This is a genomic window from Pseudoruegeria sp. HB172150 (assembly GCF_013184805.1).
GTDB lineage: Bacteria > Pseudomonadota > Alphaproteobacteria > Rhodobacterales > Rhodobacteraceae > Psychromarinibacter.
Map to the genome: position 1 here is coordinate 90,434 of NZ_JAATNG010000003.1, position 21,068 is coordinate 111,501.

A 21,068-nucleotide genomic window follows, 5' to 3' on the forward strand; every position below is an offset into this window, starting at 1 on the left:
CGCCCGGGAAAGAACCATGCAGCCAACACAGATAATCGACGCCCAGCCCACTGGAACGGCGCCGTCCACACGCACCGGCGCGACCAGTGCGGAACTTGACCGGAAACCGGAGTCGGAAGCGTTCCACGCGGTACTCGGCCGGACACATGGCCAAGCCCGCGAAGGAACGCGCAGTAACTTCGACCTCGACGCCGCGAAACGGATCCCAATGCCGAACGGGGGTTCTCCCTTCGCCGTTTCCGCGTCTGCGACCACAGGAACTATTTTTCTAACGCTCGACCAGTCACTCGATCTTCGCAGCATTCCCGATGACAGCTCTGGCGAATTTGTCGAAACGCTCTGGACCGACTCCTCCGTGGGGACCGACGTAGAGCGGGATAGCACCTCGGACGACGCAGATTCCTCGGAAAAGGCAGACGGAAGTATTATTTCAACTGAGGTTGAGATAATAAGAGGCGTAACCCCCGCCGTACCGACCGGCACAACTCCCACGGACCCGGCCGGCGAACCAACCTCGCCGGATTCAGCCGGATTATTCCCGCGCGTCGCTCCTGCGGAAGGAGCATTTCCCTTTACTCTGCCGGCCAACCCGGCATCTGTTGATGCGACCACGATCGCAGATCCGAAAAACGATCAAGCGGCGCGCAGCTTGCACGCTAGCAGGGCGGAGTTCGCCGTTGAGCAAAGCGCAGCGGGATATGCCCGGGCAGTGCCTGACAGCGAGGGCAAAGTGGCCGTTTCGGCGACAACAAATATGACTGGCAACTCCGCCCCCAAAACCCTCCCAAGTCAATCAGACAGGATCCCTCCTAACAAACCGGCTGCGACCATTGCGGCCGCTCCAGTTACGCCAGATGACACCCTTCCAGTGCAAAACGCTCCGGCATCGCAAGTGCAGGATCGAGAGACTCAGTCGCAGGCGCGCCACTTCCCGGCAGTGTCTTCACCTCCTGGAGTAGCCGTACCTGCAGCCACCGCACACGGCAGCACCACGGGGGAGTCAGATCGAACCCGAACCCTGAAAGCGCCGTCCGGTCCCGAAGGCCTTGCGGCGCCAGCGATCTCCGCCGCACCACCACCAGCGCAGGGAAACGCAGCAACGCTGACCGCGGCGCCCGCTTCCAGCGCCACTCTCTCCAAACACTCCCCCATCGGCCCCGCCGCCCTGCCCTTGGAGGACGCCGATACCGTACGCCATACCTCCGAACCGGTCACGGGCACCGGGCAAAATGACAGCCGCATCTCCACCACATCCGGCACCAGGTTTGGGGCGGAAACGGTCATTCCACGCCAGCTGGCTCTGCAACTCACCGATGCTGCGCGCCAGATGCCCGACCGCCCCGTTGAACTGACGCTTGAGCCGGCGGAACTTGGTCGCGTCCGCATGACGCTCGCTGCCGGGGACGCTACTATGGTGGTCACGCTCGCCATAGAGCGCGGCGAAACCGCCGACCTGCTGCGCCGCCATATCGACACGCTCGCGCAGGAATTTCGAAGCATCGGCTATCGCGACGTGAGTTTCGAATTCTCCGGTGGCGAGAAGCGCGATGGACGAGAGCCGGCAGACGACCACGATGCAGCCCTGGCCACACAGTCGGACGCCGAGGATCCCGCGCCCGACCCGCTGCGAATCCGGCTCACCGACCGAGTCGACATCCGGATCTGACCTTCACCGAAAGGAACCGACATGGAACTTGCCGCCGCAACTGCCCCAGGCGCGTCTCCCTCTGCGGTGCCGGCCAGCGCCGCCGACTCGAAAGCGACCATCTCCTCTGATTTCGAGACCTTCCTGCGCATGCTAACCGTGCAGATCGAGAACCAGGACCCGCTGAACCCGATCAAGGCAGAGGAATTCGCAGTACAGCTCGCAACCTTCGCCGGAGTGGAACAGCAGGTCCGGACAAACCAGCTGCTGGAGACACTGAGCTCTGAAATGGGCTTGTCAGGCATCGCGCGGTATGCCGACTGGATCGGCAAGGAAGCGCGTGCGCCAGTCTCTGCCTATTTCAACGGTGACCCAGTCACTGTCATACCAGAGCCGCTGGCAGAGTCGGAAAAGGCAGTTCTGGTGGTGCAGTCCGCCGACGGCACAGTCGTTCAGCGGCTGGATATACCAGTAACCGACGACCCGTTGGTCTGGGACGGGACGACAGCGGGCGGAATGCTGGAGGAAGGGCTTTACAGCTTCTCGGTCGAAAGCCGGACCGGCGACAGCCTCGACGCCATCAAGCGCGCAGACGTTTATGCGCGGGTGACCGAAGCCAAACTCGTCGACGGCGAGACTGTACTGGTCATGGACGGCGGCGAGGAAGCCCTTGTCGAGACGATAACCGCACTGCGGCCCACCGGACCCGACATGGCCAACTGAAGGTCATAGTCCGGGAACACACTGGCGCGACAAACGTTCGGGCATCCCCGGTTTCGCCCGGCCCTTCGCCGCGATAGCTTACCGCGGCGGAGCGGGAGGCCGCGCGACCTGGAACTCCACGACCCTGATCACGACCAGCCGCCACCAGCGGTCATTTCCGCCCTCCGCGCCGCGGGGCTGCCTGCGGATGCCGGGTCATGGGCCGCCTTGCCCGGTGGGCGCACGAACCGACTCTGGCGTTTCGGTCCGCAGGCTGGCGGCCTGGTCTGCAAGCTATTCGATCCAACGGCCGCGTCGCCCATGTTCCCTAACGACATCAATGCCGAGGTCAGTGCGCTGCGCGCACTCGCGGGCACCGGGCTGGCGCCGTGCCTCGAACGCGTTATTTCCACCGCCGAGGGGCATTGCCTTGTCTACGGCCATGTCGACGGCACGCCTCTGACTGCGAAACTTTCCACGGTTGCAGGCACATTGCGCCGCCTTCACCGCATCGCCCCCCCCGATGGGCTGCGGCGACTGCCGCGACAACCCGAAGCGATCCTGCTCCTCGGTGACCGGATCGCGAGCGACTTGTCAGCGCCGCACCGCGCGCGGCTCCATGCCACGCGTCCGCCACTCCCCCGCGCCGATATGGGCCTGCCGGTTTTCGTCCACGGAGACGCCGTGCCCGCCAACATCCTTTACGACGGCGAATCGATCTGCCTCATCGACTGGCAATGCCCGGCGATAGGCGATGCCACCGAGGACCTCGCCACGTTCCTGTCCCCGGCGATGCAGTCCGTCTACGCCGGCGCGCCGCTCGAACCGCAGGCAGAGACGGAATTCCTAGAAGCATACGGCGATGCCGCGGCAACCGCACGATACCGCGAACTTGCACCTCTCTTCCACTGGCGCATGGCAGCGCATTGCCTGTGGAAAGCGGCGCGCGGCGATCCGGACTACGCAGAAGCCGCCGAGTTGGAACTGTCCCGGCTCGCCACCGGCGAATGAGTTGCAAACAGCCGCCCCGGCATTAATGCCCGCTCCGACACCCCCGCCAGATGCAGAAGATGCCAGGCCAGCACCTGGTTGCTCGACAGCACAGGCCGATCCAGTCGCGCCTCGATCTCCGGGATAATTTCGAGCGTCCGCAGATTGGTGCAGGACAGAAAGATACCATCCACTTCCGCCCCCTTCGCCACACTCTCTGCCGCCGCCACGATCGACACCGCGTCGATGCGCGCGACCCGCGCCTCATCAGGCACCAGGAAACTGCCGAAGACCGGCGTGGCGACGCCGGCCCGATCCAGCACCGCACGGATACGGTCGGACACCGGCGCCACATAGGGAGAGATCAGCGCCAGGCGCCCGATCCCAAGCGCACCGCACGCGGCGATCAGGGCAGAGACGGGCTCGGTCACCGCCGCTGTCACTGTTCCATTCCGGATCTGTGCGGCGACCTCGCCGGGCCCGATCTGCGCCGTTCCCGAGGTGCAGCCATATGCCACTGCGTCGAACCGAACCGTGCGCGGAAACAGCGCGGCTGCCGTCGCCAGATGCTGTTCCATTTCCGCCAATGTCTCTGGCGTGACATCGTTGCCGGACGGCACACGAGACACAAGCAACTCCACCGAGTCAGGCACTAACTTACGGAAATCCAGCTCGATCGTCTCATCCGACTGCAGGATCACCAGCCCGATCTGCTTGGGGCGATCCGGTGTCAGGCGATAGGACAGCGCAGTTGTCATGTGCCGATCTCCGTCATGCGCGGTCCGTATGGGGTGGAAAGCCATTCGACTCCGGTCTCGCGGATCACGATGTTCTCCTCGTGCACGATGACCCTGCCGCCGCCGACCGCGATGCCCGGCTCCAGCGTCAGCACCATGCCAGGGGCCAGCTCTGTCTCATCCTCGGGTATCAGAGACGGCGGCTCGGTCAGTTGCATGCCCAGACCGTGCCCATACCGCCCCGCATCGGACCCGCCGGCGCCGCCCGTGAGGATGCGATCGATCGCATGGAACAAGTCCGCGGCTGTCTTGCCAGGCCTGGCGATGTCAACGGCGGCACGCATCGCGTCGATCAGCATCGCATGCGCATCGTGGGACGCAACCGGCGCATTTAGCGAGTAATTTCGGTCGAAGTCGCAGAAGTACCCATCATGGATGAGGCCGGTATCGAGCATCAGCACATCGCCCGATTGCAGCGGCCGTTCGTTGGCCGGAGAAATGACATCAGCGTATCCGCCTTCCGCCGCGCCGCCAGCAAGATAAAGCACCCAGTCGGCGCCTTCTTCCAGACAAAGCATCTGGAACCGGCGGAACACCTCTGAAAGCGGTGTACCAGTGCGCGCAATCTCGGGAACCCGCGCAAAGGCACGGTCGGCAATGCCGCAGGCCGTTCTGATCTTGGCTATTTCCGCCTCCGACTTGATCAGCCGCAGGCGGCGCAGCAGGCCGCCGTCACCGGTGAACTGCCGCCGCGGCAACAGGGCTTGCAGTGCCTGCCAATCGGCCAGCGGCATCCGTAGATGAGTCTCTATTTCGCACGGAACTGCAATTGTCTCACCCTCTGGAACCAGTTCCTCAAGCGTGTCTGCCAACAGCGAAACACCGTCGTCCCGGTAATCTGGCGCGCGCCAAGTGCGGATGTCGGCCATCCACGTCTCCGCCATCAGGGCGCGGCCAATGGAGGGGATGACAGCCACGGGGTCCCCCGTCGCGGGCACGATCAGATACCACGGCCGCGTCGGGCTTTCCCAGAACCGCGTAAGGAAGCCGGAGAAATAGCGTACGGCGGGTTCGGTCGTCAGGAACAGGGCCGCATACCCGGCCTGTTCCATGGCCGCCTGCGCATGCTCGGTGCGCGTGCGAAACTCCGAAACGGGGAAGCCACGGGGCGTCACGGCTCCGCCTGCTCGGTCAGCATCGTCAGAACCCGCGAGTCTGGGCCAAGGCTAAGACCACCAGCGGCAACCATAACCGCTGCAATCCCCGCAACGCCCGACGGGGTCGACGCCAGCCCGGCTTCATCGGCTCGGGCCGATCCGAAAACGGCCTCTTCTTCCGAAATAGTGACAAATTCGTCGGCATCTCGCGCCAATCCTTTGAGTGCAATCAGCGACGGTTCCTTGCAGTCGAGCCGCCCCATGATCGAAACCGGCCCAGGCGCGATCACGGGCTTGCCAGCTTCGATGGAAGCCGTCAGCGCCGGCGCCGCCTCAGGCTCGACGACAACGATCCGCGGGCCGTCGCCCCAATGCGCCCGCGTGATGGCGGCGGCTGCCCCGGCCAGACCACCGACACCCGCCTGAAGGAAAATGTGGGTCGGTGGCTCCGGTATCTGGCCAAAAACCTCCGCCATAAGGGTCAGGTACCCCTCCATCAGGATCAACGGACGTTCAGTGTACCCGGGCCAGGAACTGTCGGACAGAAGCGCAAGACCTTCAGCATCCGCCGCCTGCGCAGCGGCCGCCATGCTCTCCTCATAGGTCTCACCGGCACGGACAACCTCCGCCCCTTCGGCCCGCAACCGGCCAGCAAAGCTCTCGGGAACCGTCTCGGCCAGATAAACCCGCGCACACGCGCCGTAGGTCGCCGCGCCGAAGGCGACCGACATGCCGTGGTTGCCCGCGCTCGCCGTGACATAGGTGCGCCCCTCGGCCAATCCAGCCTCGGCGTCGCGGGCGATGACATGGGCGGCCCCAAGCGCCTTGAAGCTGCCAAGACCCATCCGGCCACGTTCGTCCTTGACGTGCAGGTGGCCGACACCCGCCGCCCGGGCGAGGTCAGGCAACTCAACCAGCGGCGTTTCGGCATAGCGGGGATGACGGGTGAGGATGCCGACCGGCTCGGTCAGCGGGTACGGAACATCGGCGAGAACGGGGATGTCGAGGCCGGTGCCGCGATACGGATTGGACAGGATGCGCATGCGCCATGGCTGCATGCCAGGGGGCCGGGCGTCAATCCGGGCGGCCGCAACGGCCGCCCGGCAGATCGTCAGAAGTCGAGGTTTTCGACGCTCAGTGCGTTCTGCTGGATGAATTCGCGGCGGGGTTCGACCACGTCCCCCATCAGCTTGGTAAAGATATCGTCCGCCTCGGCGACGTCCTCGATCTTGACCTTCAGCAGCGTTCGCGCCTCCGGATCCAGCGTCGTTTCCCAAAGCTGATCCGGGTTCATCTCGCCCAAACCCTTGTAACGCTGCAGGGTCAGGCCGCGTTCGCCTTCCTCCAGCATCGCCTCCAGCAAGCCGGTGGGGCCATAGATCTTCTGCCCGCGGTCGCGGCGGATAAGGTCGGAAGGATGGGTGTAGACAGCGCGGGTCTCGCGGGAGACCTCCGACAGCCGACGCGCCTCGCCCGAGCGCAGGACCGCGCCGTCCAGCGTGCGGATCTCTTCCACCCCGCGCAGGATGCGTGACAGGCGGATGCCGTGATCCTGTGTGATCCGGCCCATCCAGCCGCGCTCGTATTCTTCGGCCACCAGATCTAGCCTCCGGGCGACATTGTCGGCCACGGCCTGCAAGTCCGCATCGGCGCGGCCCGGGTCGAAGGCGCCGGCAATCGCCGCCTGCTCCAGGATGTTGCGCGGATAATGCGTCGGGAAGGCATCGAGCACGCGCTTGAAGCTGCGCGCCGCCTCGACCACCCGGTGCAGGTCGGCCCCGGCGATTTCCTCGCCGGTATTCAGCCGCAGCACCGCGCCCTCGATCCCCTGCTGGATTAGGTAGTCCTCCAGCGCCGGTACATCCTTCAGGTAGACCTCGGACTTGCCGCGCGACACTTTGTAAAGCGGAGGCTGCGCGATGTAGAGGTACCCGCCCTCGATCAGTTCCGGCATCTGCCGGAAGAAGAAGGTCAGCAGCAGTGTTCGGATATGCGCGCCGTCCACGTCGGCGTCCGTCATGATGACGACCTTGTGGTAGCGCAGCTTCTCGATGTCGAACTCGTCGCGTCCGATACCAGTGCCCAGCGCCATGACGAGGTTGCCAATTTCCTGGCTCGACAGCATCCGGTCGAAGCGGGCGCGTTCCACGTTCAGGATCTTGCCGCGCAGGGGCAGGATCGCCTGCGTCTTCCGGTCCCGCCCGGTCTGGGCGGAGCCACCGGCCGAGTCACCCTCCACCAGGAAGAGTTCCCGCTTTTCCGGGTCGCGTTCAGAGCATTCCTTGAGCTTGCCGGCAAGGAAGGACACGTCGTTCGTGGACTTCTTGCGCGTCATCTCGCGCGCCTTGCGCGCGGCCTCGCGGGCAAGTGCGGCCTCGACGATCTTGCCGACGATCATGCGCGCATGCTGCGGGTTCTCTTCGAACCATTCCGCCAGCTTTTCGTTCATCAGGCTCTCGACCGCCGGGCGAACCTCGGACGAGACCAGCTTGTCCTTGGTCTGGGACGAGAACTTTGGGTCGGGAACCTTGACGGAGAGGACGCAGGTCAGCCCCTCGCGCGCGTCGTCGCCGCTTAGGTTGACCTTTTCCTTCTTCGCGATGCCGGAAGAGCCGGCATAGAGGTTGATCGTCCGCGTCAGCGCGCCGCGGAACCCGGCCAGGTGGGTGCCCCCATCACGCTGCGGGATGTTGTTGGTAAAGGGTAGCACCGTCTCGTGGTAGCTGTCGTTCCACCACATCGCGACTTCGACGGTGATCCCCTCCCGCTCTCCGGTGACGAAGATCGGCTCGTCGATCAGCGGCTGCTTGTGCCGGTCGAGGTAGCGGACGAATTCCTTGACGCCGCCCTCGTAACACATCTCGGCGCGCAGCGGCTCTGCCGGGCGCTCATCCTCCAGGATGATCTTCACGCCAGAGTTCAGGAAGGCCAGCTCTCGCAGGCGGTTTTCCAGCGTCTTGAAGCTGTACTCGAGGTTGGAAAACGTGTCCGTCGAGGCAAGAAAACGAACGGCCGTACCCTTCTTGCCTTCCGCCTCGCCCACGACCTCCAGATGCTTGACCGTCTCGCCGCGTTCGAACCGGGCATTATGTTCCTTGCCGTTGCGCCAGATGGTCAGCTCCAGCCAATCGGACAGCGCGTTCACCACCGATACGCCGACGCCGTGCAGACCGCCGGACACCTTGTAGGAGTTCTGGTCGAACTTACCGCCGGCATGCAGCTGAGTCATGATGACCTCGGCCGCGGAAACGCCTTCCTCGGCGTGAATATCGACAGGAATACCGCGTCCGTTATCGAACACGGAAACCGAACTGTCGGCGTGGATCGTGACGACCACACGGTCCGCATGGCCGGCCAGAGCCTCGTCGATGCCGTTGTCTACGACCTCGTAGACCATGTGGTGCAGGCCAGAGCCGTCGTCCGTATCCCCGATATACATACCGGGGCGCTTGCGGACAGCTTCTAAGCCTTTGAGAACCTTAATCGAATCGGCGCCATAATCGTCCGGCTGCCGGGCTGCTTCTGCCATAGGGATGTCCCTTGTTATTTTGGGAGCATTTATAGGTGCTTGTGGGGGGAATGTCACGTGGAACCCACAATATTTGGTGTTTGCGGGCCGGATTCGCAAGGGGCAAGAACAGTGTTAAGTCTTGAGTGTGAAAATGCCTTGGGAGGGGCTGCCAATGCTGATCGAGATCGTGACCTTCGACCTGCCGGAAACCATGACCCGGGACGAGATGCTGCAGACCGCCTATTCGGTCGCCGACAAGTGGCGCAAGGTGCCGGAACTGGTGCGGAAAAGCTTCTATTACGACGGCGACAATCACACCGGCGGCGCGGTCTATCAGTGGAAGGATCCGGACGCTGCGGAGCAATGGCATGACGAAGCCTGGCGCGCCTCGATCCGTCGAACTTTCGGCAGCGACCCGCGCGTGCGCCGCTTCGACATGCCCCTGATCGTGGACAATGAGATGGGGAAGACCGAGGAGTATCCGGCGGTCATGTGAACGGTATGATCAGCCCCACCACGATCAGCAGTGACCCTGCAATGATATTGGTGCGTCGCAGTGCCTCTGGCGACGACAGCAACCGCCGCACCTGCCCCACCGACATCGCCACGAAGAGGTTCCCGATCAGCGGCACCAAGGCCGAGATCATGCAGATCGCAACGATATCCGGCGCGGTCAGCGCGCCGAGATCAAAGAACCCCGGCAGCACGCCCATGTAGAACAGAATTGCCTTTGGGTTGCCCAGGATAACGGCAACCCCGGCCATGAATCCGGCCCAGACCCCGGGCCGTGTCAGCCGCCCGTCGGTGGAAATCGTGCGGTCCGCATGCCGGATCAACATGATCCCCATGAACAGAAAGAACGCCACCGCGACGCCCTTCAGGAACAGAAGGAAGCCGGAGAAAACCGAAACCAGCCAGGTCACCCCAAGGATCGCCAGAAGCGGCCACAGGATATCGCCCACCACGACGCCGAAGGCCAGCGGCCAGGCGGCATGGAACCCGCCGGACAGCGCCCGCGCGGTCAGCGCCAGCCAGACCGGCCCCGGCGTCAGGAACAGCACGAACAGAGCCCCGGCATAAAGCGCAAGATCGAAGGGGGTGATAGTCATGCGATGCCCCGCCCCAGCGCGCGGATCGCCACCGCGCTTTTCCAGTTCCGCGCCGTCACAGGCACGCTCAGCGCCTTTTCCAGCTTCGCAGCCAGCTTCGATCGCCCGATACCGTCCGGCGCCAGAAGGAAGGCGGTGTTGCCGGCTACCGCCACTGCCTCTGTCTCAGTTGCCAGCGCCAGTATCGCGGCGTCCGGCTGCTTCGGCTTGCCGTCGGCAAAGAACACATGCACCGCCTTGCCATCCGTCTCCCCCTGCTCTGCGTAGGGGCACGCGTCGAGGACCTCTTCATATGAACTCAGCGGCAGTACCAGCACATGCGGCCGGAACCCTTTTTCCGTCTCTATCGCGTCGGAAATCGCGCCGGCGCCAACCTCCCCCCGAAACACAGCATTGCCGCTCTGGATGTAGGTCTTGACCTCTTCCGCCCCCAGCCCTTCCAGCATCGCGCGCCACTCGGCCATCGGCAGCGAATTCTTACCACCCACGTTGATCCCGCGCAGCAGCGCCACGGTCACGCTCATCCATCAACCTCCGACAACCCGCCGCTTTCGCTGACGGACAGGTATTGCGCCCGCGCGCCCAGTTCTTCGAACAGTTCCGGCCCGGTCCCGGTCATCCAGGCCTGCGCGCCCAGCGCGCAGATCTCGTCATAAAGGGCCGCACGCCGCGCAGCGTCCAGATGCGCCGACACCTCGTCGAGCAGCACGATCGGCGGCGCACCGAAGTCCTCCGCCAGCGCCCGCGCATTGGCCAGGATCAGCGAAATCAGCAGCGCCTTCTGTTCGCCGGTCGAGCATTGCCGCGCCGGCACGCCCTTCGCGGCATAGGCCGCCTCCAGGTCCGCCCGGTGCGGCCCCACTAGCGTGCGCCCCGCGTAAAGATCGCGCTGCCGCCCCGCCGCCAGGGCGGCCGCGAACGCCTCTACCGTCTCCGGCGTCTCGCTCTCCTCCGCCGCGCCCAGTTCCAGCGCCGCCACTGGAAAGGCCGTCTCCGCCCCTTCCTGCGCCGCCGCAAGACGCTCCAGCGCCGCGAGCCGGTTGGCCTGCACCGCGGCCCCGGCCTCGGCCATCTGCGTCTCCAGCGCGGCGTACCAGTGCGCATCCCGCACCTGGTCCTTCAACAGGCGGTTCCGCTCCCGCATCGCCTTGTCATAGGCCAGCGACGCATCGGCATGGGACGGCTCGAAGCTCATCACCATCCGGTCCAGGAACCGCCGCCGCCCGTCCGCGCCCTCTATCCACAGCCGGTCCATCGACGGCACCAGCCAGACCATCCGCGCGATCCGGCCCAGCGCCACCTGCGTGGCCGCCTTGTCGTCGATGGTCACCGCGCGCGCCGCGTCGGGCTCCCACCAAGTCGCCACCTCGTGCACCTGCGCCAGGCTCCGCAGCACGCCCGACACCTTCCAGCCCACAGCTTCCGGCTGCCGCGCCATCTCCTCCGCCGCGGCCCGGCGGAGCCCGCGCCCCGGTGAGAACAGCGATACCGCTTCCAGGATGTTGGTTTTGCCCGCTCCGTTCGGTCCGTGGATCGCGACCGGGCGCGCGTCCAGCTCCAACCGCGCGCGGCGGTGCGAGCGGAAATGCGACAGGGTCAGCTCCGTCAGGAATAGTCCGGGCATGACCCCCAGCTTCTTCTGGCCATAAATATCCCCGCCGGAGGCATCCGGCGCAGCCGGATTACACGCGCATCGGCATGACGACATAGACCGCGCTCAGGTCGTTGCCCTCGCGCATCAGCGTCGGATCACCGGCAGAGTTGAACAGGAACACCGCGTTCTCGCGGTCCACCTGGCTGGCGATCTCCAGCAGGTATTTCGCGTTGAACCCGATCTCCAGCTTTTCGTCGCCATAGGCCACCGCAAGCTCTTCCTCGGCGGCGCCACTGTCGGGCGCATTGACCGACAGGATCAGCTGATCCTCGGCCAGCTGCAGCTTCACCGCGCGCGACCGTTCCGACGACACCGTCGCCACCCGGTCCACCGCCTGCGCGAACTCCTGCGCGTCCACCTCCAGCTTGCGGGTATTCCCCGCCGGGATGACCCGCGAGTAATCCGGGAAGGTGCCGTCGATGACCTTCGAGGTCAGCGTAATCTCCGGAGTAGCGAACCGGACCTTGGTCTCGGATACCGACACCGCGATCTTCGCCTCGTCGTCGTCCAGCAATTTACGCAGCTCGCCAACGGTCTTGCGCGGCACGATCACGCCCGGCATGTCCTCGGCCCCCGCCGGCAGCTCGGCGTCGATCCGGGCCAGCCGGTGGCCGTCGGTCGCGACGCAGCGCAGCACCTGGCTCCCGTCGCTTTCGGCTACATGCATGTAGACACCGTTCAGGTAATACCGCGTCTCCTCGGTGGAGATCGCGAATTTCGACTTGTCGAACAGCCTCCGCAGCACCGGGGCCGGCGCGGAAAAGTTCGACTGGTACTCCGAAGACGCCATCACCGGGAAATCTTCCTTCGGCAGCGTGGCCAGTGTGAAATGCGACCGCCCGGCCGACACTTCCAGACGCCCCGACGCGCCATCATCTGACAGTTGCACCAGCGCGCCGTCGGGCAGCTTGCGCACGATTTCGTGCAGGGTCACCGCGCTGACCGTGGTTGCGCCGGCCCGCTCGACCTGTGCGGGGGCCTTGTCTACCACCTCGATATCCAGGTCCGTTGCGCGGAAAGATACGGTATCGCCTTCGGCTTCGATCAGCACATTCGCGAGGATCGGAATCGTGTTGCGACGCTCGACCACCGACTGCGCCTGAGCCACCGCTTTCAGAAGCGTGCCGCGCTCGATGCTGATCTTCATGCCGTTGCTCCCATTGGTGCCGGGGAGGAGCAAGGTATTCGAATTCCCCGCCGGCTCAAGCCTTTTCACGCTTTCTCCGCCGGAAACCGAAGGGCGTCAAGGGCGGGGGCCAGCGGGCGATGCAGCGATGTCACAAAACTTGCATTGCCTCGCCGAAAGCCGCACGTCAGGCTGAACCCGATCGGTCACGGGAGGCGCGCGATGATCACCGAACAACAGGCGAGAGATGCCGCGGAACAGTATCGCGAGGAAGGCTACGCGCTGCTGCGCGGCTTCATCGACCCGGAAGAGGTAGCACACCTTCAGTCGGAAACAGCGCGGATCTACGAGGCCGGGATGCAGCATCCGTCGACCTGGCGGCACGGCAACCTATGCTACGAGATCCTGCCGGAAGAGGATTTCGGCCGTCGCTACGTGATCCAGGCATACTGGATGGCCTGGGTGTCGGACTACTTCGAACGCCTGCGCCGCTCCGAGCCGTTTCGCCTTGTGTTAGAGCCAATTCTCGGCCCCGACATCCGCCAGGTTACACAGCAGATCCACTGGAAACCGCCGGGGGCCGGGCTTACCGGCTACCGTTTCCATCAGGACCTGCGGTTCCGCGAGGTGAAGGAGGCATACCGCGATATCGAGACCTCCTCGATCAACGCCGGCCTCGCCATCGACCCGTCCGCCCGCGAAAACGGTTGCCTCCAGGTCGTGCCGGGCTCGCAGAAGCTCGGCTATGTCGGCCTCTCGGACGAGGGCGACGGCCAGATCATGAAGGGCCTTACAGCAGAGGACGAACTGCGCGCCAAAGGCATCGACCCCGACAGTATCGTATGGCTGGAAATGGAACCGGGCGACCTCGCACTCTGGGGCCTGATGACGGTGCATGGCTCCCTCCCGAACACCTCGGACCACGACCGCGCCTTCCTGATCTCAAGCTACGTGCGTGCCGACAGTTCGGATCGCGGTGAATGGGCATTCCGCGGCGGCCAGAGCATTCCGCTGGGCGACGCCCCGTCACTCTGCAAGTACGAGAAGCTCTATGAACGGCCCGAGCCGCATTACGTGAACCAGAAGTGGTACGCTTGACGGATCAGGCGCGGTAAAGCCGCACCGGTTTCTCCGACCGTTTCAGGACGCCCTTCGCCTCAAGGTCCAGATGCACTGCCTTCAGCCACCAGCCCGCTGTGGCGCCGCCGGGAAAAAGGGTTTCGTCCAGATGCGGCAGCAGGGCAGCCTTTGCGTCGGCGACCGAAATGCCGGGCGGGTCAGTGGGCACCACGGCCATCAGCGCCCTGTACATCGCCTCGTACTTCGCCCGGTCGACACGGACGGTCTTGCCCGGCTGGTTGACGTTCTCCACCTCGATCTTGTCGTCACTCATAACAGAAACGCTCCGCAACAACTCGACAGAAATGTTGGTAGCAACGCAGTTTCTCTCGGGCAATTCCCTCGGAAAATGCAAAGCGCCCCGGCGGTTGACCGCCGGGGCGCTTATCGAAACAGGTCACGGATCAGGCTTCCAACGCGCGCCGCAACAGTTCGATGTCATCGGCCAACTGGCTGTCCTGCGCCATCAGCTCCTCGATCTTGCGCACGCCGTGCATGATCGTCGTGTGGTCGCGGCCGCCGAAGCGGCGCCCGATTTCGGGCAGGCTGCGCGAGGTCAGCTGCTTCGACAGGTACATCGCGACCTGACGGGGCCGGGCGAGCGCACGCAGGCGGCGCGGGCCGATCAGGTCGCTGAGGCGGATGTTGTAATGCTCGCTGACCCGGCGCTGGATCTCCTCGATGGTGATCTTGCGGTCCGAGGCGCGCAGGATGTCGGCGAGACAGTCCTGCGTCAGGTCGAGGGTGATTTCCTTGCCGACCAAGGTCGCAAACGCAAAAAGCCGCATGAGGGCACCTTCCAGCACGCGCACGTTGGTCGAGATGCGCATGGCGAGGAATTCCAGGACGCCGTCGGCGATGACGAGGCCGGGATACTGCATGCGCTGCTGTTCGACCTTCTGTTGCAGGATGCCGAGGCGGAGTTCGTAATCGGTCGGGTGCAGGTCGACCACCAGCCCGCATTGCAGTCGGGAGGTGATGCGGTCTTCCATGTCCTTGATCTCGCCCGGAGCACGGTCGGCGGAAATGATGATCTGCTTGTTCTGATCCACCAGTGCGTTGAACGTGTGGAAGAACTCTTCCTGTGTCGAATCCTTGCCTGCGATGAACTGCACGTCGTCGACCATCAGCACGTCGACGGAACGGAACAGCTGCTTGAAGTCCATCATCTGCTTTTCGCGCAGGGCCTGCACGAAGCGGTACATGAACTGCTCCGCGGACAGGTACACGATCTTCAGCCCGTCCTCACGGTTGATCAGCTCATGTGCGATCGCATGCATCAGATGGGTTTTGCCAAGACCGACGCCGCCGTACAGGAACAGCGGGTTGAACGTTACCTCGCCACCCTCCGCGACACGACGCGCGGCGGCATGGGCCAGCTCATTCGGCTTGCCCACGACGAACCGGTCGAAGGTAAAGCGCGGGTCTAGCGGAGCGCCCGGCAGGTCGCCGTCATCCGATGTGGTGGCGGCCGTCGTGGCCTTCGCGGCCGGCTTGGTCAGCGGCGCCGGCCTAGGCTGCGCCTGCGGCGGCAGGGTGAACTGCACGCGCGCCGCCGGCAAACCGGCGGACTGCAGGTGCGACAGGATCAGATCCTTGTAGTGACGCGACACCCAGTCGCCGATGAAGTTGGTCGGTACGTGAAAGACCGCGGCGCCATCCTTTACGCCCGCGAAATCCAGAGGTTCGATCCAGCTCTGGAAATGGTTCTTCCCCACCACGCCTTCGAGTTCATGCCTGACTTTCCCCCATGTCGCATCGTTCATTTGTTCCATGACCCGCAAAAGTTATCGTTGTCCCACCCGGAATTAATCCGGTCCGGGCCGCCCAAAACGGACTGTACCCGACTGCTTCGTCGCGCTCGCGCTGTTGCCGCCGTGCTCATAGGAGAAAAGCCGGGTGGCAGCCCCGGATTGCTCCTGAGAACGTCCCGTCCGGCGGCGCCGGGCAGTCGGGTTCGAAACGGCTGAAACAGCCGATTCCCGCAAAACTGCAGGTCCCCGTATCAATTGAGACAAAAAGCCTAAGCTATCGTGCGTCCTGCTCGCTACCCTGTCTCGTGTCCCGGTTCGCGGCTATTTGGCAGCGCCCTCGGTTTCCGGTCCACTCAACAAATGTTCGTGCTCGCCCGTCACTCGATCACGACATATTCACTTTCTACCTGTGATTGTCGCACCTTACTTCGGCTACCTGTCCCCCCAAGTGTCACAACGTGAATCGCAGGGCCAAGCTAGCAAGGGGTCCGCCGGATGATCAACGTGCTTTGCGCACCAGAGCAGAGGTTTCTTGCACCGAACCCTGTAAACCCTTGATGGTCTGCCAGGCAGCGATACCGAAAAACCACAGCTGTTAAGCAACCACGCCGGGAAGAGCGGATGCGGCTTGGTTCGATTTGTCGGTGAGTCGGTCGCGTTTGTTGCTGAAATTGCGACAAAATCGCAGGTAGAATTGTCCGGCGGCCCCTCGCGACTCGCGAGAATGGGGCCGCCGATTAGTCGGAAATGATCACTACCAGCGCCTGACTCAGCCCAGCGCTTTCACCCGTGCGTTGAGCCGCGAGACTTTCCGCGCGGCAGTATTCTTGTGCAGTACGCCCTTGGAGACGCCGCGCATGATTTCGGGCTGTGCGTTGCGCAGGGCGGTGGAGGCCGCGTCCTTGTCGCCAGAGGCAATCGCCTCCTCGACCTTGCGCAGGTAGGTGCGGATGCGCGAGCGGCGCGCCTTGTTGATGTCGTAGCGGCGGACGTTCTGACGCGCGCGTTTCTTGGCCTGGGGCGAATTCGCCATGTCTGTTTCCCAACTCCGGGTTCATTGCATTCGATTAGCGCAGCAAGTGCCCCGGCCGGGTTTCAGACTACCGGCTGTTCCGGCCAAAGCGGGCCTCACGCGCATGTTCAAGCGGGCCGTATAGGCGAGATCTGCGGGATTGTGAAGCGGGAATCTTTACCGGCGCGTCAGCCCAGCGGTTCTGTCCGCGCGACGGTCTCGAACCCGGCGATCAGCGGCCGCGCGGCGCCGATGGTCGCGCGCACCTCCGTTAGCTCCAGCGAAACCTTATGAGCCTCGGCACTGTCCCAGGTTTCGGTGACCCACAGCACGTCCGCATTGTCTGCGTCCAGCGCGATGACGTAGCTACGGCACCCCGGCATGTCCCCGGTCGCGCTCCGCATCAGTTCGGCCAGCACCCTGCCCTGACCCGGCTGGGCCGTGATCTTTCCGATCATCCCGAACATGGTGCCAGACCTTTCCTACTTGTCGCGGAACTGCGCCTCGCGCTTGTCGAGGAAGGCGGACATGCCCTCCTTCTGGTCCTCTGTCGCGAACAGAGAATGGAACAGCCGGCGCTCGAACAGCAGCCCCTCGGCCAGCGGCGTCTCGTAGGCGCGGTTCACCGCTTCCTTCACCGCCCGCGTCGTGATCGCCGACTTCTCCGCGATCTTGTTCGCGGCGCTCATGGTCTCTTCCATCAGCTTCTTCGCGGGCACCACGCGGCTGACAAGGCCCGAACGTTCGGCCTCCTCCGCGTCCATGAAGCGCCCGGTCAGGTGCATGTCCATCGCCTTGGACTTGCCGATGAACTTGGTCAGCCGCTGCGTCCCACCGATCCCGGCTATGACACCCAGGTTGATCTCGGGCTGGCCGAACTTGGCGGTGTCGGCGGCGATGATGAAGTCGCAGACCATCGCCAGTTCGCAACCGCCGCCCAGCGCGTACCCCGCGACCGCGGCGATGATCGGCTTGCGCGTCCGCTGCAGCACCCCGATATCGTCCGTGAACATGTCGTCCATGAACACGTCGACAAAACTCTTTTCGGACATCTCGGCGATGTCGGCACCGGCGGCGAATGCCTTCTCCGAACCGGTGATGACAATGACCCGCACCTTCTCATTCGCTTCGGCCTCGGCAACGGCGGTGGCCAGTTCCCGGAGGAGTTCGGAATTCAGCGCATTGAGCGCGTCCGGTCTGTTGAGCTTGATGAGTGAGACGTGGTCTTCGATCTCGACGATGATCGTCTTGAAGGCCATGTGTTTGCCTTTTGGCTGTTCCCCGTCTGGCGAGTCCATAGCACCCTTCGGTTGGGGTTCAAGTCATCTCTGGCAATTAGGACAAAAGAAGCTGGACCGCCCGGACTGCACGATGCGGGCAATGGTGCCCGGGCAGTCTGGCGTCGTGCACGGCTGCCCTTCGCGGTCGTAGACCCGGAACGTGTGCTGAAAATATCCAAGCTCCCCATGGGCTTGGCGATAGTCGCGCAGCGAGGAACCGCCCGCAGCAATGGCATCCTCCAGCACCTCACGGACTACCGGCACAAGCGCCCGCACCCGTTGCTCAGAAACCTGTCCGGCCCGGCGACGTGGCGTAATACCTGCCCGAAAAAGCGCCTCGCAAACGTAGATATTGCCCAATCCGGCGACGACTCGCTGATCCAGCAGCGCGGATTTGATCGGAGTGTTCCGCCCCTTCAGCCGGCCGACGAGATAGTCCTCGTGAAACGCGTTGCCCAGCGGCTCGGGCCCCAGATCCTTCAGCAGCCAGTGCTCGCCGATACGCTCCGTCGGCCACAGGTCCATTGCCCCGAAGCGTCGCGCATCGTTGAACGTGATCCGCGCGCCGGACGACATCTGCAGCACGACATGGTCATGCTTCTCCGGCGCCGCATGCGGGTGATGGAACCCGCCCGGCATGTCGCCGGAGATCAGCATCCGCCCCGACATACCCAGATGCACGATCAGCGTCTCGCCCGAGGAAAGGTCCGCCAGCAGGTACTTCGACCGGCGTCCCAGCCGCGTCACGGTCTGCCCAGCCAGCCGTTCCGCCATGCGCTCCGGAAACGGCCAGCGCAGGTCCGGCCGCCGCACCTCGGCAACGTCGATGGCATGGCCTTCCATCGCCGGCAGCAGCCCGCGACGCACGGTTTCGACCTCTGGCAGTTCCGGCATCACCCCTCCAAGACGGGACGACGCATTGTCTCGACCCGCAACGCACCTATAAGAAGGGTGAGTTTCCAAGGACCTCAAGGCCCGATGACCGACGACGACCAGAAGACCACTCATTTCGGCAACGAAACCATCCCCGAGGATGAAAAGGCCGGGCGCGTCCACGGCGTCTTTTCCTCCGTCGCGTCACGCTATGACATCATGAACGACGTGATGTCGGGGGGGGTTCACCGGCTGTGGAAAGACGCGATGATGGACTGGCTGGCGCCCCGTCCAGGCCAGCGACTGCTCGACGTGGCCGGCGGCACCGGCGACATCGCCTTCCGCTTCCTGAAGCGCGCCGCTGGCGCCACCGCCGTCGTCTGCGACATGACCGAGGGTATGCTTGTCGAAGGCCGCAAACGCGCCGAGGCGGAACAGATGGCCGACCGGCTCGACTGGGTCGTCGGCGACGCGATGGCGCTGCCCTTCGATGCGAACAGCTTCGACGTCTACACGATCAGCTTCGGCATCAGGAACGTCACCCGCCCACAGGACGCGCTAGCCGAAGCGTATCGCGTGCTGAAACCCGGCGGGCGGCTGATGGTCCTGGAATTCTCGCAGCTTCCCAATCCGGGTATGCAGAAGCTCTACGACCTCTATTCCTTCAACGTGATCCCGCGCATGGGCCAGCTGATCGCCGACGACCGCGACAGTTACCAGTACCTCGTCGAATCGATCCGCAAGTTCCCCGATCAGGAAACCTTCGCCGGGATGATCCGCACAGCCGGGTTCGAACAGGTGAAGTACCGCAACCTTACGATGGGTGTCGCCGCTCTGCATTCCGGGTGGAAGCTCTAGGTGCGCGGCCCGCACAATATCTGGCGGCTGGTGCGCACCGGCGCGACCATGGAACGCACCGGCGCGATGGGTGTGGTGCTGGACGCGCTGAACGCGCCGCCGCTTCTGCGCGCGACGGCCCATTTCCTCGGCTGGCCGTTCAAATGGCTGGGCTATGCGGGCGATCCCGCGATGCCGCCGGTCACCCGCGCCCTCACCGCGCTGGGTCCGGCCTACATCAAGTTCGGCCAGATCCTTTCGACCCGCCCCGACGTGGTGGGCGAGGAACTGGCAACCCAGCTCCAAGTCCTTCAGGACAAGCTGCCGCCCTTCTCCATCGAGGACGCGAAACGCACTGTAGAGACTGAACTCGGCCACCCGGTAGACGAGATATTCTCCAGCTTCTCCGCCCCCGTCGCCGCCGCCTCCATCGCGCAGGTGCACCACGCGACGCTGGCCGAGGAGGGGCGCGAGGTTGCGGTAAAGGTGCTGCGCCCCGGTATCGAACGCGCTTTCCGCAAGGATATCGACGCCTTCTATTTCGCCGCCGACATGATCGAGCTTCTGTCGCCCGCCTCGCGCCGGCTGCGGCCGCATGACGTTATCGAACACTTCAACGGCGTCGTGCAGGGAGAGCTCGACCTGCGCATGGAAACCGCAGCCGCCGCCGAGTTCTTCGCCAACACGGCCGAGGATCCCGGCTTCCAGGTGCCCCAGGTTGAATGGATCCTCTCGGGCCGCCGCGCCATGGCGCTGGGCTGGGCCGATGGCATTCCCCTCAACGACCTCGACGCCATCGACGCCGCCGGCCACAACCGGCAGGCGCTGGCCGAACGGGTGCTGCAGCTGTTCCTGAAACATGCGCTGCGCGACGGCTACTTCCACGCCGACATGCACCAGGGCAATCTCAAGGTCGCCCCCAACGGCGATCTGATCGCGCTCGATTTCGGTATCATGGGCTCGATCGACGTCTACACCCGCCGCGTCTATGCCGAGATCCTGTTCGGCTTCATCCGCAAGGATTACCGCCGCGTGGCAGAGGTGCATTTCGAGGCCGGCTATGTCCCCGCCGATCAGGATGTCGATGCCTTCGCCCGCGCCCTGCGGTCGGTCGGCGAACCGATCTTCGGCCTCGACGCCTCGCGCCTGTCGATGGGCCGCCTGCTGAACCACCTGTTCGAGGTGACGGACCAGTTCGGCATGGAAACACGGACCGAACTGATCCTGCTGCAGCGGACCATGGTGGTGGTCGAGGGCGTCGCACGCTCGCTGGATCCGCACATGAACATCTGGCAGGTCGCGCGGCCGGTGGTCGAGGATTACATCAAGACCAATGTCGGCCCCCGCGCCCTTCTGAACGATCTGGCCAAGACGGCGCAGATCCTCGTCCGCATCGGGCCGCAGCTACCGGAACTCGCCGAATCCCTGCTGGTTCGCAAGGAAGACCCTGCCCCGAAAAAGCCGCCAAGCCGCATCTGGCCCGCGCTCGGATTCATGGTTCTGGGTGGCACACTTGTGGCCCTCGGCGTTGCGTTGGCGGGCCTTTGAATAGGCACTAAACA

The 21,068-nt window shown here is 64.2% G+C and carries 21 protein-coding genes; 7 read left to right on the forward strand and 14 right to left on the reverse strand.

Annotated elements, in window-relative coordinates; genetic code table 11:
- The first annotated feature begins 16 nt into the window (after positions 1-16).
- The 3 genes from HCO70_RS15175 (at position 17) to HCO70_RS15185 (ending at position 3,358) form a co-directional block, all read left to right on the forward strand.
- Complete coding sequence (locus HCO70_RS15175) at positions 17-1,666, forward strand: flagellar hook-length control protein FliK (RefSeq protein ID WP_172297663.1); 1,650 nt, start codon at positions 17-19, stop codon at positions 1,664-1,666.
- Positions 1,667-1,687: 21 nt separating this feature from the next.
- On the forward strand, positions 1,688-2,368 hold the full coding sequence (locus HCO70_RS15180) for a flagellar hook capping FlgD N-terminal domain-containing protein (RefSeq protein ID WP_172297664.1): 681 nt from the start codon (positions 1,688-1,690) through the stop codon (positions 2,366-2,368).
- A 207-nt stretch (positions 2,369-2,575) separates the two neighbouring features.
- Positions 2,576-3,358, forward strand: a complete 783-nt coding sequence (locus tag HCO70_RS15185; RefSeq protein ID WP_172297666.1) for an aminoglycoside phosphotransferase family protein — start codon at positions 2,576-2,578, stop codon at positions 3,356-3,358.
- Here HCO70_RS15185 and HCO70_RS15190 read toward each other — a convergent pair.
- The 4 genes from HCO70_RS15190 to gyrB form a co-directional block, all read right to left on the reverse strand.
- Positions 3,307-4,095: an Asp/Glu racemase gene (locus HCO70_RS15190; protein ID WP_172297668.1), complete on the reverse strand. Its 789-nt coding sequence runs from the start codon at positions 4,093-4,095 to the stop codon at positions 3,307-3,309. The two genes, HCO70_RS15185 and HCO70_RS15190, sit on opposite strands and share 52 nt — an antisense overlap.
- Entirely contained in the window at positions 4,092-5,249 is a 1,158-nt protein-coding gene (locus tag HCO70_RS15195) for a M24 family metallopeptidase (RefSeq protein ID WP_172297669.1), read from the reverse strand. The genes HCO70_RS15190 and HCO70_RS15195 overlap by 4 nt, the downstream gene beginning before the upstream one ends.
- On the reverse strand, positions 5,246-6,274 hold the full coding sequence (locus HCO70_RS15200; RefSeq protein WP_172297671.1) for a pyridoxal-phosphate dependent enzyme: 1,029 nt from the start codon (positions 6,272-6,274) through the stop codon (positions 5,246-5,248). The genes HCO70_RS15195 and HCO70_RS15200 overlap by 4 nt, the downstream gene beginning before the upstream one ends.
- Before the next feature lie 68 nt (positions 6,275-6,342).
- Positions 6,343-8,760, reverse strand: a complete 2,418-nt coding sequence (gyrB, locus tag HCO70_RS15205) for a DNA topoisomerase (ATP-hydrolyzing) subunit B (RefSeq protein ID WP_172297673.1) — start codon at positions 8,758-8,760, stop codon at positions 6,343-6,345.
- Between the two features lie 154 nt (positions 8,761-8,914).
- Here gyrB and HCO70_RS15210 point away from each other — a divergent pair, with 154 nt between their 5' ends.
- A complete protein-coding gene (locus HCO70_RS15210) occupies positions 8,915-9,238 on the forward strand; it encodes a monooxygenase (RefSeq protein WP_172297675.1) in 324 nt (107 codons plus the stop codon).
- On the opposite strand, the gene HCO70_RS15215 is transcribed toward HCO70_RS15210, so the two are convergent.
- From HCO70_RS15215 to dnaN, 4 genes are read right to left on the reverse strand one after another with little or no spacing between them, the layout of a single operon-like run.
- Positions 9,231-9,851, reverse strand: coding sequence for a LysE family translocator (locus HCO70_RS15215; protein WP_172297676.1), 621 nt, complete (start codon positions 9,849-9,851; stop codon positions 9,231-9,233). The genes HCO70_RS15210 and HCO70_RS15215 overlap by 8 nt on opposite strands.
- The gene (locus HCO70_RS15220) at positions 9,848-10,375 is read right to left on the reverse strand and encodes a DUF1697 domain-containing protein (RefSeq protein ID WP_172297678.1); all 528 of its coding nucleotides are present in this window, start codon (positions 10,373-10,375) and stop codon (positions 9,848-9,850) included. The genes HCO70_RS15215 and HCO70_RS15220 overlap by 4 nt, the downstream gene beginning before the upstream one ends.
- Complete coding sequence (recF, locus tag HCO70_RS15225) at positions 10,372-11,475, reverse strand: DNA replication/repair protein RecF (RefSeq protein ID WP_172297680.1); 1,104 nt, start codon at positions 11,473-11,475, stop codon at positions 10,372-10,374. The genes HCO70_RS15220 and recF overlap by 4 nt, the downstream gene beginning before the upstream one ends.
- Positions 11,476-11,533: 58 nt before the next feature.
- Positions 11,534-12,652: a DNA polymerase III subunit beta gene (gene dnaN / locus HCO70_RS15230; protein WP_172297682.1), complete on the reverse strand. Its 1,119-nt coding sequence runs from the start codon at positions 12,650-12,652 to the stop codon at positions 11,534-11,536.
- A 201-nt stretch (positions 12,653-12,853) separates the two neighbouring features.
- Between dnaN and HCO70_RS15235 the strand changes: the two genes are divergently transcribed.
- Positions 12,854-13,729, forward strand: a complete 876-nt coding sequence (locus HCO70_RS15235; RefSeq protein WP_172297683.1) for a phytanoyl-CoA dioxygenase family protein — start codon at positions 12,854-12,856, stop codon at positions 13,727-13,729.
- Between the two features lie 4 nt (positions 13,730-13,733).
- Here the strand turns inward: HCO70_RS15235 and HCO70_RS15240 are convergent, their stop codons facing one another.
- From HCO70_RS15240 to mutM, 6 genes are all read right to left on the reverse strand, one after another.
- On the reverse strand, positions 13,734-14,024 hold the full coding sequence (locus tag HCO70_RS15240; RefSeq protein WP_172297685.1) for a hypothetical protein: 291 nt from the start codon (positions 14,022-14,024) through the stop codon (positions 13,734-13,736).
- 130 nt (positions 14,025-14,154) lie between these two features.
- Positions 14,155-15,516 (reverse strand): chromosomal replication initiator protein DnaA, encoded by a 1,362-nt coding sequence (gene dnaA, locus HCO70_RS15245; protein WP_172297687.1) that lies wholly within the window; start codon positions 15,514-15,516, stop codon positions 14,155-14,157.
- Between the two features lie 757 nt (positions 15,517-16,273).
- Positions 16,274-16,537, reverse strand: a complete 264-nt coding sequence (gene rpsT, locus HCO70_RS15250; RefSeq protein WP_172297688.1) for a 30S ribosomal protein S20 — start codon at positions 16,535-16,537, stop codon at positions 16,274-16,276.
- A gap of 167 nt (positions 16,538-16,704) precedes the next feature.
- Complete coding sequence (locus HCO70_RS15255) at positions 16,705-16,983, reverse strand: putative quinol monooxygenase (protein WP_172297690.1); 279 nt, start codon at positions 16,981-16,983, stop codon at positions 16,705-16,707.
- Positions 16,984-16,998: 15 nt separating this feature from the next.
- Positions 16,999-17,775 carry an enoyl-CoA hydratase gene (locus tag HCO70_RS15260; RefSeq protein WP_172298255.1) on the reverse strand — a complete coding sequence of 259 codons (777 nt, stop codon included), beginning with the start codon at positions 17,773-17,775 and terminating at the stop codon, positions 16,999-17,001.
- A 63-nt stretch (positions 17,776-17,838) separates the two neighbouring features.
- Positions 17,839-18,690, reverse strand: coding sequence for a bifunctional DNA-formamidopyrimidine glycosylase/DNA-(apurinic or apyrimidinic site) lyase (mutM, locus tag HCO70_RS15265; protein ID WP_172297692.1), 852 nt, complete (start codon positions 18,688-18,690; stop codon positions 17,839-17,841).
- An 84-nt stretch (positions 18,691-18,774) separates the two neighbouring features.
- On the opposite strand from mutM, the gene ubiE reads away from it, so the two are divergent.
- Both ubiE and ubiB read left to right on the forward strand, forming a co-directional pair.
- On the forward strand, positions 18,775-19,527 hold the full coding sequence (gene ubiE, locus HCO70_RS15270) for a bifunctional demethylmenaquinone methyltransferase/2-methoxy-6-polyprenyl-1,4-benzoquinol methylase UbiE (protein ID WP_172297694.1): 753 nt from the start codon (positions 18,775-18,777) through the stop codon (positions 19,525-19,527).
- Positions 19,528-21,054: a 2-polyprenylphenol 6-hydroxylase gene (ubiB, locus tag HCO70_RS15275; protein WP_172297696.1), complete on the forward strand. Its 1,527-nt coding sequence runs from the start codon at positions 19,528-19,530 to the stop codon at positions 21,052-21,054.
- Positions 21,055-21,068: the final 14 nt, after the last annotated feature.